Annotated in this window: 9 protein-coding genes and 1 rRNA gene; 3 read left to right on the forward strand and 7 right to left on the reverse strand. The window is 29.1% G+C overall.

The features are described 5' to 3' along the window. The 7 genes from ACXYRR_RS01855 to ACXYRR_RS01885 form a co-directional block, all read right to left on the reverse strand. A 16S ribosomal RNA gene (locus tag ACXYRR_RS01855) occupies positions 1–131 on the reverse strand; the annotation flags it as partial. Positions 132–354: 223 nt separating this feature from the next. After that, entirely contained in the window at positions 355–9,576 is a 9,222-nt protein-coding gene (locus tag ACXYRR_RS01860; RefSeq protein WP_458597545.1) for a beta-N-acetylglucosaminidase domain-containing protein, read from the reverse strand. A gap of 219 nt (positions 9,577–9,795) precedes the next feature. Beyond that, positions 9,796–12,741: an AAA family ATPase gene (locus ACXYRR_RS01865; RefSeq protein WP_458597546.1), complete on the reverse strand. Its 2,946-nt coding sequence runs from the start codon at positions 12,739–12,741 to the stop codon at positions 9,796–9,798. After that, entirely contained in the window at positions 12,728–13,438 is a 711-nt protein-coding gene (rnc, locus tag ACXYRR_RS01870; RefSeq protein WP_435129096.1) for a ribonuclease III, read from the reverse strand. The genes ACXYRR_RS01865 and rnc overlap by 14 nt, the downstream gene beginning before the upstream one ends. Beyond that, positions 13,431–14,399 (reverse strand): phosphate acyltransferase PlsX, encoded by a 969-nt coding sequence (plsX, locus tag ACXYRR_RS01875; RefSeq protein ID WP_458597547.1) that lies wholly within the window; start codon positions 14,397–14,399, stop codon positions 13,431–13,433. The genes rnc and plsX overlap by 8 nt, the downstream gene beginning before the upstream one ends. Beyond that, on the reverse strand, positions 14,399–16,024 hold the full coding sequence (locus ACXYRR_RS01880; protein ID WP_458597548.1) for a DAK2 domain-containing protein: 1,626 nt from the start codon (positions 16,022–16,024) through the stop codon (positions 14,399–14,401). The genes plsX and ACXYRR_RS01880 overlap by 1 nt, the downstream gene beginning before the upstream one ends. Then, positions 16,024–16,320, reverse strand: coding sequence for a hypothetical protein (locus ACXYRR_RS01885; protein WP_458597549.1), 297 nt, complete (start codon positions 16,318–16,320; stop codon positions 16,024–16,026). Before ACXYRR_RS01885 ends, ACXYRR_RS01880 begins: the two co-directional genes overlap by 1 nt. A gap of 96 nt (positions 16,321–16,416) precedes the next feature. Here ACXYRR_RS01885 and recO point away from each other — a divergent pair, with 96 nt between their 5' ends. The 3 genes from recO (at position 16,417) to ACXYRR_RS01900 (ending at position 18,846) form a co-directional block, all read left to right on the forward strand. After that, positions 16,417–17,088 (forward strand): DNA repair protein RecO, encoded by a 672-nt coding sequence (gene recO, locus ACXYRR_RS01890; RefSeq protein WP_458597550.1) that lies wholly within the window; start codon positions 16,417–16,419, stop codon positions 17,086–17,088. Between the two features lie 102 nt (positions 17,089–17,190). Next, positions 17,191–18,408, forward strand: coding sequence for a hypothetical protein (locus ACXYRR_RS01895; RefSeq protein WP_458597551.1), 1,218 nt, complete (start codon positions 17,191–17,193; stop codon positions 18,406–18,408). A gap of 27 nt (positions 18,409–18,435) precedes the next feature. After that, on the forward strand, positions 18,436–18,846 hold the full coding sequence (locus ACXYRR_RS01900; RefSeq protein ID WP_458597552.1) for a hypothetical protein: 411 nt from the start codon (positions 18,436–18,438) through the stop codon (positions 18,844–18,846). Position 18,847 lies beyond the last annotated feature (1 nt).

The following is an 18,847-nucleotide window of genomic DNA, read 5'->3' on the forward strand; positions in this document are numbered from 1 at the left end:
TAATCTAAAAGGTACGTTAAGTACGTGTTACTCACCCATTCGCCGCTAAGTTATAAATAACTTCGCCCGACATGCATGTATTAGGCACACAGCCAGCGTTCATCCTGAGCCAGGATCAAACTCTCGAAAAAATTGACTGTCATGTTTTATATCTAGTTTTCAAAGAACTTTAAAAGCATCTAAATGCTTCGTTATTTATTATATCACAATATTTCATATTTCAAAATATTTTTTTTGATAATGTAATTTAGATAAAATTTGCAATACTTAATTTATCTTATCATAATATTTATTAATTACTAATAATTTTTGATATTTTAATAAAAAAATCGCTTTTATAAGCGATTTTTATGTTTATTTTTTGTTCTTGCGACGTTTAAGATGGAAGATTAATCCTAAAATTGCTGCTAATGATGCTAACACAGCGATAACAACTCCTGCAATTACTCCACCATTGCTCTTAGGTTGAGGTTTTGTTTGCTCTGGTTTTACATTTTGCTGTCTAGAAACTTCAGTTTCAACTTCTTTTTTAAGTGTTTCAAGGTTAGCAATTTTTTCTAAACTATATGAACCTGATTTTAATGTATTAAGTCTGTTTTGGTAGTCTGCTTTTTTGTTATCTGTATCAGGAAGTTTGTTAATTTCTTCTTGTGCTTGACTAACAGCATTATTCAATGCTTCTGTCATTTTTCCTTGAGCAACACTACTATTATCTAATTCATCATTTAAATCTGATTCTAATACATTGTAATCTTTACTTGATACCTTAGCGAGTTGGGCTTGATATTTACTTCTTTGCACATCTGAAATACTTGGATCAGATAATCAGGTTGCTAATGTTTGTTCTTGTTTTTTAATCTTATCAAGTTGTTGTTCTTGTGCCTTTTGCTCTGAAAGCTTAGTTTCGGCTTGAGGATCTACTTTCAATACATCTGCTTTAACATCAGTGTAAACTAATAATTTTGCATCGTTATCAAGATTATCTAATTCGGATTTGGCTGCAATTTTATCATCACCTTTTAATGCATTTACTCATGATGTAAGTTTATTCAAGGTTGCTTGATATTGGTCTTTAGCTTGTTGTTGGTCTACAGAAGCTTTTAAATCAGCGTTTTCGTTTAATAATTTGTCTTTAAGTGTTTGATAATCAGCAAGTTTTGCATCTGATTTAGCATTTAATGCTGCTAATGCATCTAAGTAACTGCTTTGTTTTGCTTTAGGTAAGTTTCTGATTTGCGCATCGAGAGCAATCTTAAATTCAGCAAAACTCTTAGCATCGGCTGCGGCTTTAGCTGCTTGATCACTATCTGCAACTTGTTTTTGTAATCCTGAAATTTCAGAATATATTTTTGCTTTAAGGCTATCAAATTGTTGTTGGGTAGCATTTGGTCCTAATGCATCCATTTGTGATATATATTCAACTTGCTTAGAAGCATCAATAAATGAAATAATATGCATTAAATCAGCACGATTTGCTTGATAACTTTGATCTTCTAATAACTTTTGCACTGCTGGAATTTCTTTTAATTTATTTTCTAAATTATCTAATGCTACAGTTTGTTTTGCTTTTAGTAATTTACTATCAGTAAGCATTGCTCTAAGATCTGTCTGTTTATCAGCAGGAAGGATGTTGATTAAATCATTGATGTTATTTAAAGCATCGGTGTATGATTGAGCTTTTTGCTCTTGAGCTATTTTTGCTTTAACAAGAGAGTTTTGGCTAAGTTCGTTATATAAATTATTTACATAATCAACTTGTGGGTTAGTATTTGAATAAATTTTATTTAATTTATCCAAGTTTTCTTTATTAGTTGGACTGTCATTTTTTTGCAGGTATTTGCTAATTGCATCATAAATTAATTTGCTGTCTTGTGCAACTGCTAAATCCACATTATCAAATAACAACTTGTCTTTAAACGCTTTTAAATCTGCTAATTGACTTGGATCTTTAAATTCATTAAGTTGTTTATAGTAATTAAATTGTAAATCAGGTGCTAAGGTAGCAATCATTTTTACAAGTTGATCCTTAAGAATATCAAAACTTGCTTTTGCATCTATATCTTTAAGTTCAGGTTTTAAAGTAAATATTTCTTTCTTAAGAGCATCAAGTTGTTCAGTTGTAGCTGCTGCATTAACCTTATTTATCAAATCTTGTTGATTGCTTTGATCAAGACTCTTAATTAAATCTAATAATCTTGGTTTTTGTGCATCTGCATCGACTGCATCCATATATTGTTGTGCATTTGAACCTAATACTGCTTTTTTAAGGTCTGTTAATTGTTTGAATTTTGGATCAAGTAACTCTTCTTGTTCTTTTGCTGCTAATTTTAATTGGTTATTTAAACCTGAAACCATATCATTAAATTTAGCTCTTGCTTTTCTTACTTGTCTATCATCGAATCCTGTTTTAATATCAGAGAATTTAGTTAAGATTTCATCTTTTAATCCAGTAAGTTTATCCACATCATTTGCATATAGTTTTGCAAGTTGTTGGTAATTTACAAACACTGGTGAATCTTTTAATGGATTTAAATCAAAGATTGTTACTAAATCATCTGTTAATTTATCTATCTTTTTCTTTGTTTGATTTTGTGCTTGTAGTTTTGTATATGTATCAGTTAGACTTGGACGAATTGTAACCATTTTTTGATAAATTTCGTCCAACTTAGCATTTGCTTGATCATCCATACCATATACATTGATGTCGTTTAATGATGAAATAATATCTGCTTGATTGCTTTGTGGTAATGATTGAGCAAGTTCTAATAAAACATCTTTTCTAGTTTTAAGTTGCTCAATTAACGCATCTAAGTTTGCTTTTTCTTCTGGAACAAATGAATTATAAAGGTTTTCATATGCTTTGACTTTATCAGTAACTGGATTTAATCTTTCTTGATAATCAGCTGCTAGTTTTGGTGGAAGCAATGAAATGTATTTATTCAATTTATCAACTGTTTGGTTATATGCATCTAGTTTGCTTTGTGCATCAAGTTTTTCTTTTAATTTTGGATTATTTGCTAATAATGAATTTTCAATTGCATCAAGGTTTAATGATACCCCTTTTATTCCATAAGAATTTAAACGAGTTAGAAAATCATTTTGCTCTTGGGTTGGTAAAAATTCAGCTAACTTCTTAAGTTCATCAATTTTTGCTTTTGTTGCAGCATCTGGAGTGGTTTCTACAGGTGCTAAATCTAATATTAATTCATTACTCAATGCATTTAATACACCTAATGAATTTGCATCATTAACTTTTTTAATAAATGCTTCTTTAGTAGTAGCATCAGTAATAACTTGTGCTTGTGAAGTTAGTTTTTCTTTTGTTTTAGCAATTTGTGCATCTAAAGCAATTTGTGCATTTTGTGCATCGGTGATTGCTTGCATTAACTTTTGAGCATCCAAGATACTTTGCACATCAGATAATTGTTTAGTTAAAACTGCTTTGACACCAGCATCAGTGATATTTGCTAATGCATCTTTTGCTTGTTGTTTAAGAGTATTTAATGATTTTTCATCCTGATCAACAATTGCGCTTCTTAAATCAGATAATAATGATCTTAATTCATCATCTGAAATATTTGCATTATTTGCTTTTGTTTTCAAATCATTTAAAAGACTTTGATCAACACCTGAAATGCTTGATAAATTATTAAGCATACTTTTTACTTCTGCTTTTGCTACATCAGAATTTGTTAATGCTAAAGCATTTGTTGCATCATCAAGTTCTTTTTGTGCATCTGCAATTTGTTTATCAGCAACATCATTTGTAAAAGCACGTTGTTTATATAAATCAGCTAATGCATTGTATTTTGATGTATATGTGCTATATGAATCGATAGTATACACACCATTTTCATTTGATACTTTAGATTTTTGTAACTGTGCAACTGCAGCATTTTGTTTATCAATATTTGCTTGAACTTGTGCTATAGCAGCATCTATTGCAGCTTTAGAAGCATCAATAGTTGCTGAATCTGCATTTGGATTAGAAGCAATATTTCTTTGATCAGAAATTATTTTATTAAGTTGATTATATAATGATGGATAACTTTGATGGTATCCTAATGCTATATCAGTTAATTTGTCTGCTTCTTTAACAAAGTCTTGATATTTAGCACCACGTTCTGTTAATTGTGATTTAACCGAATCCATTAATGCACGAAACTCTTTGTTAATTGCTATTAAGTCAGTAACCTTGGTATCAGGCGAATTAACTTTATCTTTATTTGCTTCAACAAAATCTGCTAACTTAGCATATGCTTGTGGGTTGTAGTGGGTTAATTGTGCTTTGATATCTTCAAATGTATCAAAATCTCTTTTTACTAAATCACGAGCAAATACAGATGGTTTTAATGAATCTTGTGCTGTTTTTACATTTGCTAATAATTGATTATATGTTGGTTCAGTTAGACTATTAGGATCTGCAACGGCATTTTGCAATGCTGTCACTGCATCTTGGTATTGTTCATATGATTGATCAGTATATTGGTTATCAGCATTGCTGATTACATTCGCTGAAGCACTAGCAACTTGATCTGGTGTTAAAGTAACTTTTGCATATTTAATAACATTTTGCATACTAAAGTATACTGTATCAACTAGTTCTTGGGTAGCAAGAAAGTCCTTGCTTACAATTTGCTTTGCTTGTGCTTTAAGTTCATTGTATCTGTCTTGATCTTCTTTGCTTCATTGACTTATGTAATCTGGGTCTTTTGTGATTAAAGCACTTAATTGAGTTTTATCAGTTGCATTAAGTTGTTTATTATGGAATCCGAATAACTCAGTGATTTTAGGAACAGTTTTTCCTCATGTAATCTGAATACCAGTAACATATATATCACGAGGAATGGTAAATGATGTATCACTACGAGATAATTCACCTAGTTTTTTATATTTTAATGTGTTATCTTTTGTATCAAAATATTGTGCAGATACACTAACATCTGGATAACTTGTATCAGTGATAATTCTTAAATCAAGATTATCAAAGTAACCTTTTTCATTTCGATAAAGAATTTGTGAATTAGGGTTTTTTGGTTGATAGAAAGTTGTTGCATCACGATCAATCATCTTTTCTGGACTATGAGCATCATCGATTCCAACCGCAGATACAGCTTCACTTGAATCTTTTGGTGTTAATCCAGTGGTATCGAAACGATCATCATCATTAACTGTATATACCACAGGTGTAACTTTTGCTTTTAAATTAGTAAATGATAAATTAACATTACTTCTACCTGTATTTATTACACGAACAAATCTTGCATTTTTAGCAACAGATACATCAGTATTGTCTGCATTAATTGCTACATCAGTTCAGTGGAAACCATCTAGTGAATATTGAACTTTAATATCTTTTAGTGAATCAGTATTCATAGTTTTTGAATTTTCAGTAGTCCCTGAAGCTTGTTCATCTGCTGCTTGTTTTGCTTTTGAAGTAGATGAAGCAGCAGGTGCAGGTGATTGTGAATTTTGTTCTCCACCAGAACTACTTTCTTCGGACGAAACAACATTTTTATCGCTTGTTTGATCAGCAACACTAAATGTTCTAGAAAGACTAGTCAATTTATAAACAGAATTAAAGTCTATACCTACTGAATCATTTGGTTTTAAATCAACAGTAACAGGAGTGTTATGTGTTCCTTCTTTATTATATAAATCAAATTCTTTTCCATCGAAACCTGTTGATAAAGAACCATTATGATTTAATAAGTATTTAGAAATATTAACACGTCTTTCGATAATATCTACTGATTTAATGTTTCAGTGTGTTAATGTGTTTGTTGGTGTTGGTTGTGGTTGAGACTGACTTGATGGTTCACTATCAGTTGCTTGTTGTGAAACAGCAACTGCTTGCGGTTGCGCAACTACATGTTCAGCAATAACTTTTAATCCTGTTCATTCTTCTTTGTAATTTGCAGTAGTTTGATTACTAGAACCAGAAGTTGTTGTTGAATGATCATTAATTGAAATAGTTACTTCCCCAGTTTGTGCATCCTTAGTGGTAGAATATCTATCAGATGGGATATCAAATACTTCATTATTAACAAGCCCTTGGATTTTAATATCAGATACTTTTGCTTGTGGATCTTGTTTTATCTTTACTTCTGCTACTTTTGCTGGACGGTTGAAATTAATTACAAAATAATCGTTATCTTGTATTGTAGTTTGAGACGATGAACCTGTTGTATTATATTTAAATGATGCAAGGGTGGCATCGTTTGAATCGGTTAAGTTAGATAATTTGTTATTAGTAATTGCTGAATCTAAAACAAGATTTAAACCAGTTGTCGGAAATAACTTTAAATCAGCTTCATTACTTAATGATTCAAGTTGGATATTACCGATAGTTCAACGACTTCCATTATCGTGTGTTCCTTTAACTACTAATCTAAAGTATTGGAATGTAGCATTTCCATACACTGTTTGAATTGCAGAACCATTTAAGTGCCCGAATCCAAATTGTTTTCACTCACCAGTGTTTGGTTCACCATCTAGATACTCAACTGCAAAATCATTCATTCTATCACCTGCATTTTGATAGGTTTGGAATAAATATAGTTGGGTAATATTCATTTTTTGAGGAAGTTTAAATCCAATGCTTTGATTTGCTTGTCAACCACCTGATGGAGTTTGTAAATAAATTCCATTTGCTGTACCATTTGAATTGTCAAATAATAAATTAGTATTGTTCGCAAGTTGAAGCACTAACCCATTTGTTGCAGATGTTGAATTTTTATCATTAACATTTTCAGATGCTTGCACAAGGGTAATTTTTGAATTAGAATCAGTTGATGAAATTGATGGATTTAAATCTTGTGCATAATTAACTGTCTCATCTTTATTAACAATAAAACTTACTAGTGAAAGCATATTATCGCTAGTTGAATCATCTTGATTATTAACTATTCTAATTGCTGTTACATTTGCAATCCCGCTTTCACCTAATTCGGTTGTTCCTCATGTTGCGGTTGGATCACTTACAGAACCTGCAACTGACTGTGGATTATTAGAAGAAACTGTTAAATTAGTTATATCTATATTTTTTTCACCTTTATTTTCTTGTAAGTCTTGTCATTGATTTGGTTTATCAGATGTTTGATATTGTAATTTTAATTTAGATAATAAACGTCATTTTTCATATCACATCTTTACATATACATTATGTAAGGTTATTGGACGACTGAATTGGTATCCAAAATAATCACCCTTTTTCATTCTTTTGTATTTTCCATCGGAACTAATATCAAAAGTAAATGTTGAATCACTATTATCTGCTTCTAAATGACTTGGATCTCAGTCGGCTCTACCATCGCGACCTAGGTTAGTAAAGAATGTTTTTTGCACCGCACCTAATGTTGAATTATCCACAGTTGCTAAAACATTATTATGTAAATTAGTTAAAAACTCAGTTAAAATACTTACAAAGTTATTCAAATCTGAATCACTTATTTGAATTGCTTTTAAAGCACCCTTAATCATAGTTTTATATGTTTGTGAGCGATTGTAGACAAGTTTTGCTTCTTGGGTTAATTTACCAAATACTACAAAGTCAAAATTTTTGTAAGCAGTTGTGGCATCTAAAGCAATAATACCCGCATTAGCTAAATCATATAAAGATTGCAATCAAGGTTTTGTTTGTAAAACAAGTTGACTTTTACCAGCCGCTAAAAATACATAATTAATATCATCTACTAGTTTTGATAATTTTGCTCTTAATCCATTGATATCACTTCTTGAAACTGAATCGATTCCTCTACGAATTGAATCACCGATTCCTCCTAAATAAAAGTTAGGTGCAGAGTTTATATCAGTTGATTCAACTGGAAATCCTTTGAAGTTATAATTGAAATTTCCATTAGATAATCAGGTTCGGTTAAAGTCTCAATATAATTTATAAAAGTGAGTTGAAATATTATATAAAGCATCTGTTAATTGTGGATCATTATAACTTTGGTCTACTGCAAAGTTTAAAGCATTAAGATGGGTTCTTTGTTCAATTCTTAACGAATCTGAATCAGTTAATTTGTTATTTACTCAACGTTTTCATGCATAATCTGCAAAATCAAATAAAGTTACCTTTGAAGGTCCTTCCATTTGGTTTGGATCAATTGCGATTCCATCAATTTTAGCAAACTTATAATTGCTTTTGTCAGGATTATTATTATCACTTATATCTTGTAAGGTTTTTAATCAGAATTGGTTAATTCCTAACATCAGATAATCTAAACTACTTTCACCTTTATGTCAGTTTTGAATATAAATTATTTTTTTGTTTCCTGCAGTAAAGTTATTAGAACCATCGATATTTGGTCAATCAGTTCCAGAATCTATATATAATTGTACATTTGAATTGAATTGATCATAGTAACTTTTAAGGGATGTACTTCCACTTTTTGGATTTGAACGGTTTCGATAATCAAGATATCCAATCTTTGCATCTAAGTCATCATATCTTTTACTTTGTTCATTTCATCATTTAACTAAATCATCTAAAAATGCTTTTTGTTTATTTCCAATAGTAGTGTAATCTGATTGAGATAAAGTACCAGTAGTTGAAACTGCATCTACAAATGGTTCATTGCTAAGTGGTGTTGCAATAACTATATCTTTAACACCAACATCTAAAAGTTGTTGTATTTTAGTTTTTAAAAGAGGTAATTTATCATTCATATTTGCAGTTGTGATTTTATCAGAACCTACAAATGGATTAATAAAATATACAAACTTCATACCATTATTTGAAGTTGCTTTAATCAATGTTTTAATATCTTTTAATTCATCTTGGGTATATAAAGATGATCATAATGTAGTGGTTTTTAAATCAGTTTGTGGTTGGTAGTAATATCTGTTGTATTTTAAGTAACCAGCATAGTTAATTAAATCTAATTTGGATGCAAGGGTGCTAATTGATGAAGTATTTCTTAGTGACAGTCCACGTATTTCACGATCAGCTCAGTCTTTAATAGTGAAATTACGAAGTTGGCTTCCATCAATTTGTTTAAATATATGTCATAAAGTAGTAGCACCATAAAATGCTGCATCAGCATCTTTAGCATACAAAGTAATAAAATTATTTGATGATCTTAGATAATATGCATCATTGTGACTAAATAAATCTGCAGCATTATCTGAAGAACTATCTTTTAACTCACTTGAACTAATACCAACTGTATTTAATAAGTTATCAACAGTATTATCTGAATCACCTTTAATACCAATTAAGATATTGGTTTTACCAAATAATAAATTCTTGCTACGGGTAATATTAGAAATATGTTTTGATTTTAAAAGATTTTCAAATCTTTTAATTGTAACTTCTGATACACTATCATCATAAACGATGTTTACTGTATCAGTTAATGAATATGTATTATTTCCTCCATAATTGATTTGTTGCACACCTGGATAGACTTTGTAGTCAGGTAAAGCAACTACTGGATTGCTTGTTGGGGTGCTTGCAGGAGTTTCAGTAGCAGATTTTGCTGATGAATCACCGGCACCTGTAGCACTAATAGCAGCAAATAGTCCCAAAGAACCAGCTGCTGCTAGTAATGTCTTTATTTTCTTTTTCATTTTCATATTATAAGTTTATTAAATTTTCCAAAAAAAAAAAAAAAAAACGGATAAAAATAATTTTGTTTCTCCGTTTTTGTGGTAAATTGCTTTTATTTCATATTTTGACAAGAAAATATGAAATAATCAAAGATTTTGCAATAAAATGTATTGTTTTTTGTTGTAATTTTCCCTTCTTTTTCTTAAATAAAATCTAAGAAAAAGAAGGATTTTTATATATTATACACTTGGTGTATTTTCATCTTGGGTTGCTAATTTCTTAGCATCTTCTAATTTAACACTGAAAAAGCTAGTAACTCCGCGTTTTTGCATTGTTGCGCCAAATAAAGCATCTACTCTTGACATTGTTCCTGGGCGGTGTGTGATAACTAAAAACTGGGTTTGTTTTTTAAGTTCTTGTAAGTATTCAGCATATCTAACCACATTTGCTTCATCTAAAGCCGCTTCTACTTCATCCAAGATACAAAGTGGTAATGGACGAGCTTTTAAAATTGCAAATAATAATGAAATTGCAATTAATGATTTTTCTCCACCTGAAAATAATTTAAGATTTTTAACAGATTTGCCTGGTGGCTGAGCAAAAATACTAATTCCGCTTTCGAGAATGTTTTTCGGATCAATAAATTTAACTTCCGCACTTCCTCCACCAAACATTGATGAAAATACTTTATGCATCTCAATGTTAACATCATCTACTATGTTAGTTAAACGAGCAACAATTTTTTTATTCATTTCTGAAATCGCTTCATCACATAAACGTATTGCTTCGGTTACTTCATCACGGTTTTTGGTATTAAATTCATAACGTGATTCAACTTCTTGTAGTTGTTCAATGGCTTCTAAATTAACATTTCCAAGTTCTTGAATTTCATAACGCAGTTCCTTTACTAATTCTTCGGCAGCAACTGGTGACATATTTAATGGATAATTCTCAATTGCATATTCTAAAGTTAATGCATAATGTGAACTAAGACGTTCTTTATGTTTTTCGAGTAAGTTTTTAGATTTTTCAAATGCAGCAGTTTTTTCACGAAATGATTCATTAAGAGTCTTTTGTAATTTCGAAATTCTTTTGTATTCTTCTTCTCAACTTAGTATTTTTGCATCAAGTGCTTCTTTTATTTGTGTATTTGAACTGATATCAAATTCAAGTAGTTGCAATTGCTGTTGTAGTTGCGCAATAGTTTGTTCAGAAACATCTAATTCGCTGATTTGCTCGTTATTAGCAGATGAAATTTGTGTTTGTAATTTATAATTTTCAATTTTACCGAAAGTATCTTTAACTTGGTATGATAAATTAAGATATTGTGAGTTATAAGAAGCTTGATAAGTTTTTTGTTGTTGTAAACTTTCGTTATCTTCTAAAATAGTTTTTGTTGTTTGTGCGATAACATTTTTAATTCCTGGAATCAAGTCTTTAAGTTCTTTAATTTTTTGATCAAGACCTAAAATATCTTCGCTAGCTTCAACAGTTCCACCAACCATAACTCCACCAACACGCACGATGTCACCATCTGTGGTAACTACCATATATTTTTTTTCAATAATTGTTGATATTTCGTTGGCTGATTTAATATCAGAAACAACTAAAACATTACCTAATAAAAATTCATTTAGCACTTGATATTTGTTATCAATTTCTACCAAATCTTTAGCAACACCCACAAAACCAGGGTGATTTCGAACCACTAATAAATAATCATCACGGATAAACTTACCTTTAATTGAAGCAAGAGGAATAAATGTTGCACGACCTCCGTTATTTTTTTTAAGGAAATTAATTGCTTTAACAGCTGTATCAGAATGATCAACTACTATATGCTGTGCAGCATTTTTCAAAATTGCTTCTAGGGCAGGCAGAAATTCGTTAGGAATCTTTATTAAATCTGCTACTAGTCCTATAAATCCTTTAAGTAATGTTTTATTTTCTAAAACTGTTTTTGTTCCTTTGTATAAGTTAGTAAAATTATTTTTCTTTTCTTCAAGAATTTCAAGTTTTGAAATTAATTTAGTATATTTGTTCTCTAAATCCTTGACTTTTATATTACCATCGTTAATTTTACTTTCTAATGTAGTAATATTTTCAGTTGCATGATTTCGTTTAGTTTCCATTTCAGATAACGATTCACTTAAATAACGATATTTTTCTTGCAAAGTACGTAATTCACTTAAAATCGCTGAAATACGCTCTTTTTCATCGAAATTTCCTTGTCCACTGGCAATCATTTCACGACGAGCTCGGTCTGCAGAAATGGCTTTTTCGATATTATTAATGCGTTCTGATAAACCTTGTTTTTTACCCGAATCACTTGATAACTTACGGTTTATTTCAATAACTTCATCGCGTTTATTTTTAATTTTGATATCTAATTCCTCAAGTTGACTGTTATATTGTTTATCAGTTTCATCAACACCTGAAAGATCTTCTGTTAGTGTTTTAACTAATTCACTATGTTTTTTTATTTCGTGTGCTAAATAGCCTATTTCAACACTTTTTAACTCTTCGGCCATCTTTTTGTATTTTAGTGCTTTTTCAGCATGGATGCGCAATGGAGTAAGTTGTTTTTCTAATTCCTTTATTGATACTTCAACCTTTCCTAAGGTTTCTTGGGCTCGTTCGAGTTTTTTTTCTGCTTCTGCTTTACGGAATTTATATTTAGAAACCCCGGCTGCTTCTTCAAAAATTAATCTGCGATCTTCATCAGATGAGTGTGCTATATCCGAAACGGTTCCTTGCGAAATAATCGCTAACGAACTTTTTCCTATTCCTGTTTCCATAGCAATTGCTTTAATATCTTTGTGACGGCATTTTTGGTTATTGATATAGTATTCATTTATCCCTTTACCACGCTCTAAAACACGAGTAATTGAAATAACATCTGAATCAACCGAACTAAGACGATCCTTGTTATCAAAAGTCAATGTTACTTGTGCTTTTTGCATCGGTTGCACAGTTTTTGAACCAGAAAAAATAACATCTTCCATTGAATCACCACGTAATTCTTTTGAACTTTGTTCCCCTAAAACTCAGCGGATTGCATCGTTAATATTACTTTTACCAGAACCATTGGGTCCTACAATACCTGCAACTCCACCATCAAAGTGTAATACAATTGGATCTGCAAAAGATTTAAATCCTAATGCTTCTATTTTAATTAATTTCATCATTTCCCTTCATTTTCATTTTATTTAAGGCTGCTCTTGCTGCATTTGTCGTAGCTTCTTTTTTAGAAGCACCACTTCCTATTCCGTAAATCATATCTTCGTGAACGGCTTTAGCTATAAAAAGCTTATCTTTTTCTTCAAAAATATAATGAATATTGTTTTTACTAATGCTTTGAAAATATTCTTGAAGTTGTGTTTTAGGATCCTTGTTACTTTGAAATATATGATGTCCATCTACACTTATATTGCTTGCTAGTAGGTGTTTTTGCACAAATCATCAAGCCTTTGACATCCCTTGATCTAAATAAATTGCTCCTAGAAAAGCCTCAAAAATATCAGCTTGTACTTTTGGTGAATCTAAAACATCTGTATGCATTTGTCCATTTCCAGTTTTTAAAAATTTTAAAAGTCCAATGTTTTTAGAAACTGCTCCTAAGGTTTCGGTTTGCACCGCTGATGCTCTCCAGCGCGAAAGTTCACCTTGTGATTTATTGGGAAACTTTTTATATGCATAAATTGCTATCATAAACGACAACAGCGAATCGCCTAGATATTCAAGCCTTTCATAATTTTCTAACTTAGTTTTATCATGTGTGTTATATGATTTATGAGTAGTTGCTAGTTGATAAAATTCTATATGGTTTGGTTGTATTCCGATATTAATCAAAAAATCAATGAGATGTTGTTGTTTAAACATTTAATGCTACCTTTAGTTTATTCAATAAATCCTTAGAAATTGCATTATGCATTTGTTTTAGTGCTATATAAATAGATAATTCATCTGCTGCACCATGGATTTTTAATGCAAGGGCATTGATACCTAAAACTCATGCATTAGAAACATTTCGAAAGTCAAGTTTTTGTGCTATTTTTTTAAAACTAGGTTTTAATAATAATGCCCCTAATTTAGCAAAAAAACTTTGTTTAACTCGCTGCTTAATTGCTTGTTTGAAACTTATAACAGCACCTTCATAACTTTTAATGACTAAATTTCCACCGTATCCATCAATTAATCCTACATTTATGTTTCCTGCAAGCAAGTTTCGTGTTTCAGAAAAACCGATATAGTTAAGTTTTTGATCAGATTCTATTAAACTTTGTGCTTCTCTAACAACTTGCAATCCTTTGTATTCTTCAACCCCGACATTTAGCAGTGAAACAGTTGGATTTTGCTTATTAAACATTGTTGTATGAAATGCTGATGCTAATTTTGCTCACTCATATAAATATTCGGATTTTACTTCAAGGTTAGCTCCTACATCTAATAATAAAAGTTTTTCATCATTCAAACAAGTAATAATCGGCATAAAAGCAGGCCGAGAAACATTATCAATACGTTTTAGTTTAAAAGTCAGTGCTGCAATATAACTTCCTGAATCACCCCCTGAAATCACTCCATCAGCTTTATTTTCATTAATAATATTAATTGCTGCATTCATCGAATTATTTTCTTTTAAACTTGCTCGGATATTTCTTGGATCGCTTGGTTTATTTGGATTATAAATTATTTGGATATTCGGGTGTTTGTTTATAGATTTATCAAAGTTACCAACTAAAATAATTTGTACATCTTGATAATTATTAACAAATTTTGCTGCTGCATTATAAGCAACATTAACACCTAAATCTAATCCATTTGCATCTAAAACTATTTTCATTATTCAACTCCTATTAAGAATTGATAATTAGGTTGATTACCTTCAACTACTTCTATTTGTAAATTATAATTTGCTTCAAGGTAATTACTTAATTCTAAAAGTGTTGCTGTATCAACATCATCTCCGTAATATAATGTTATCATTTGAGATTGTTTTTTTACCATCTTAGTAATTAACTTTTTAAAAGTTATTGTTAAATCAAGTTCAGAAGCAATTATTTTTCCATCATGAATACCTAAATAATCACCTTTTCTTATAACAATATTATTTATCTTTGTTTTACGAACTGATTTAGTTATTTCACCAGTTTGCACATCAGATAAACTATCTAACATTAATTCTTCATTTTCCTTTGCACTAAATTCTGAATTAAAATTTAAAACTGCTGTTAAACCTTGAATTTGGGACTTTGTTGGAATGACAATAATATTTTTATCTATGACAACTTGCGCTGCTTGTTGTGCTACTAAAATAACATTAGAATTGTTAGGTAAAATAAAAACATTTTTTGCATTTACCTTAGCAACAGCATTAATTAAATCTTGAGCAGATGGATTTTGGATTTGTCCAGATTCAACTACAAAATCAGTTCCTAATTCCTGCATTCTTTTGATTATTCCGCTACCTAAATTACATGATACAAGTCCACATTCAGCCATTTCATCAGATGTTTTTGCATAAATTGATTTGGAATTGTTTGCTTGCAAAGTCATATTTTCAGATTTTATTTTAATAAATTCACCGTATTTTTGTGCTAGAGTTAAAAATTCTCCAGGTTTAACTGTATGACCATGCACCTTTAACAATTTATCATCGTTAACTATTACTAGTGAGTTTGCTATTTCTTCTATTTGTTTTGAAAAAATATTTTTATCAAAAGTATGTGGATTATTTAAATCAACTAAAACCTCAGTGCAGTAACCAAATTCACCTGAATATATTTCACTATCTGAAACCAAAACCGATATATCATCTCCGTTTTCACTTTTTTCAACTGGGTTTCCTTTTAAATATTCAAAAAAACCTTTAAAAATGATATATAAACCTTCTCCACCACTATCAGTAACCCCTACTTCGCGTAAAGTTTTTAATTTATTTGGTGTTTCATCACAACTCTTTCGCGAAAAATCTAAAACCTTAGTTCAAAAATCAAGCAAGCTCACTTCCGTTGCTTTCAAAAATTCTTGATTTAAATTTTCTGATGTTTCTCTGATAACAGTGAGCATTGTCCCTTCAGTGGGATTAAAAACCGATTTATAAGCACGGTTTGTTGCTTCTTGAAAGGCGATTAATAACTGTTTTAAATCTAAGGATGCTAAACCAGAACAAGCAAGCGAAAATCCTTTAAAAACCTGTGATAAAATCACTCCAGAATTACCACGAGCTTCATACATCATATTTAAGGCAAGTTGCTTAGTAACTTCAGAAATAGGTAAATTAAAATAAGATTCATCTAATTTAGCTATTGCTGCAGAAATTGTCGATGACATATTAGTTCCTGTATCTCCATCTGGAACTGGAAAAACATTTAAAGCATCAATGCGATTCTTAGCATTAACTAATGCATTTGAACCCGAAAGCATCCCTTGTAAAAAAGTTTTACTATCCAGCAAAATTTTTGACATTATTTAATCCCTTCAATGAATATTGTTAACTTGTTAAATTTTAATTTATTTTTTTTCATTTCAAACGCTAACCTTTGATGAAATTCTGCGATGATAACTTTTGCAAAAACATCTGCTATTAAAGAAACTGCGATAAAAAAACTATATCCTTTCGGTGTTTGAATAATATTAACACGATCTATTAGTTCTGTTGTATCTGTAACTATATCATCATCAGAAAGTGGATTTATTTCCTTAATTCCAGGTATTGATTCAGCAATCTTTAAAAACATCTCTTTGATTTTTAACAATTCCATTATGCCTACTTTCGATATAATATGCAAATATATCTTAAAAATTATTGATTATATTTTATAATATTATTAATATTTTTTAAGAAATTAAGGAGCAGAATGGCACTTTTAGTCGCAAAGGCAATTGTATTAGAAATTATTGAAAAATCAGAAAATGAATTTTATGTGACTTTTTTTAACGATAAAGGTGTTTTAATTCTTTTTGCACAAGGGTTAAATAAACAGTTATCTAAAAATCGTAGCAACTTACAAATTGGTTCATTGGTTGAAATTGAATATTTTTCCGCAAGATTAAAAGGTAGAATAGGTAGATTAAAAAGAGTAAATTTATTGCATATTTTTAGTATTACCAGTTCTGATACAAACATCTTTCTGCTAAAACTTATCAAACTCTTTAAAAACTTGAAAATACCAAATCATATTTTTAATTTTTACACTTTAAATATGGATAAATTTAAAAAAGACAATTTAAAAAAATATTTATGTGTTTTTTATGCACAAAGTAGTGTATATTTTGGTGTAAAACCTAGTTTTAATAAATGTAGAATATGTCATCAAAGGAAGAACCTTATTGATTTTAGCATCCTTGAAGGCGGTTTTATTTGCTCAAATCATAATCTTAATGATACAAAAAACCAAGAACAATTACTTTTATATTGATACTTATATTATCAACCAGAAAAATATGTCAAATTAGTATCACAAACAGAAAATATATTGTTGCTTAATCAACTCAAACACATAATTTCCGAAGCAGGATACTATTTATAAGAAATAATTTGTTTTATGTAAATAGTTGCGTATATTTTTATTATTTATTTTCTATTTTAGTAAATAACAAGTCGTTTTGAATAAAATTTATATAATTTAATTATGATAAAATATAGCATTAAAAAAATAAAAAATTTGTTTATTTTACTTTTTTTACCAACTTTGTTAACTTTAATTTCTTGCTCGCATAATCAAAATAATGAAGCAAAACTAAGTCAAAACATACATAATGAAAAATCAAATATTTCATACAATATAAAGAAAGATATTTTAAGGAAACTTTTAATAAATTCTACAAAGAAAGCTATGGAATTAGATAATGATAGCAAATTTTACAACCTTGTCGATTCATTATTTTCCAATGAAATTTATAACAATAAATATTCATTTTTACTTATGGATTATATCAATAAAATGAATGAATATCATAAAAATAGTTTTAATCAAAAACAAAATAAATATTATCAATTGAAGCTTTATAAACGTGACCATCTTTATTTTAATTATCTTTCTTTTGTATATTTGTTAATGAAATATGATAATGAAAATAATCAGATGATAGATATAAACAATATGAATTATTTACAAAGTAAAAATATCAAAATTAATATAAAAGGTATCCCAAAACTTGAAATTAACAAAGAAATCTATAATTTTGTTAATAATTCATATCACTTTTTAAATGATGAATCAAATAAAGAATATCAAGATAGCATAAGAAACTTAATAACTAAAAACTTTTTAAGCAATTCATTAAATTCTTATCAACTTTATAGTATTGACTATTTAGAAAAACCAATAACAAACTATATTCACAATGATGATTTATACAATAATGAATATCCACCTTTGTTAGAGATTTCAAGGACATATGGTTTAGATAAATATGACTTTGAAGATACGCCCGATATTGACTGAATCTACTATCAGCGATATCTAAAATATGACAAAAGTAATTTTCCGGCTCTAGATGTTTTTATTAAGAAAAATAATTTGGTTTATCCTGCTAAAAATGATACTGGCACTAATCTTTTTTTAACTGACAGTACAGATTTAACAAACATAAATAATAATTATGCTTTTTCAAGAAACATAATAAATAAAATAAAAAATGTTAATGTATATAAAGTTAACTATAATGAAGTAAAAAACATCATTAAATATAAAACAAATCATACTAAAAAAGAAAGACATATTTTATCATTTGATATTAATGATAATTTAGAAAATAGTAAATTGTTTCTTTCTTTCAAATCTTATCCTATTAACAATGACACTAACATAATAGTCATAAATGTAGATAAAATAGATAAAAAATAATTTTTAAATGATTTTGTTGATTTTTTCTTGCAAAATCACACTAAAAAATCTGAAAATATTAGTTACAACTCAAAATCATCATCTTTTGTTATAGATATTACAGATGAAATAGAAAACAAAACTAATAAAAAAAATATATTTTTTGTTAACTCTTATGATTTATACACACAGAATATGAAGAAAAATGAATATAAATTCTTCATAGAAAATAATTTTTGAAGAAATTACACAATAAATAACAATATAGAGAATTTACTTGCTACATCAGATAGTTTTGATATGAGATTATATGATAAAAAGGATAATTTTAATATTTATTATAAATGATATGCCGATTCAAAAACTTTATGAAAAAAAGAAACAAATAATAACCTAAATAATAAACCATGGACAAGTAATAAAAATATAGAAATTAAAGGATATTCAGCAGAGGATTAAT

This window comes from Mycoplasma sp. 246B, assembly GCF_054353935.1.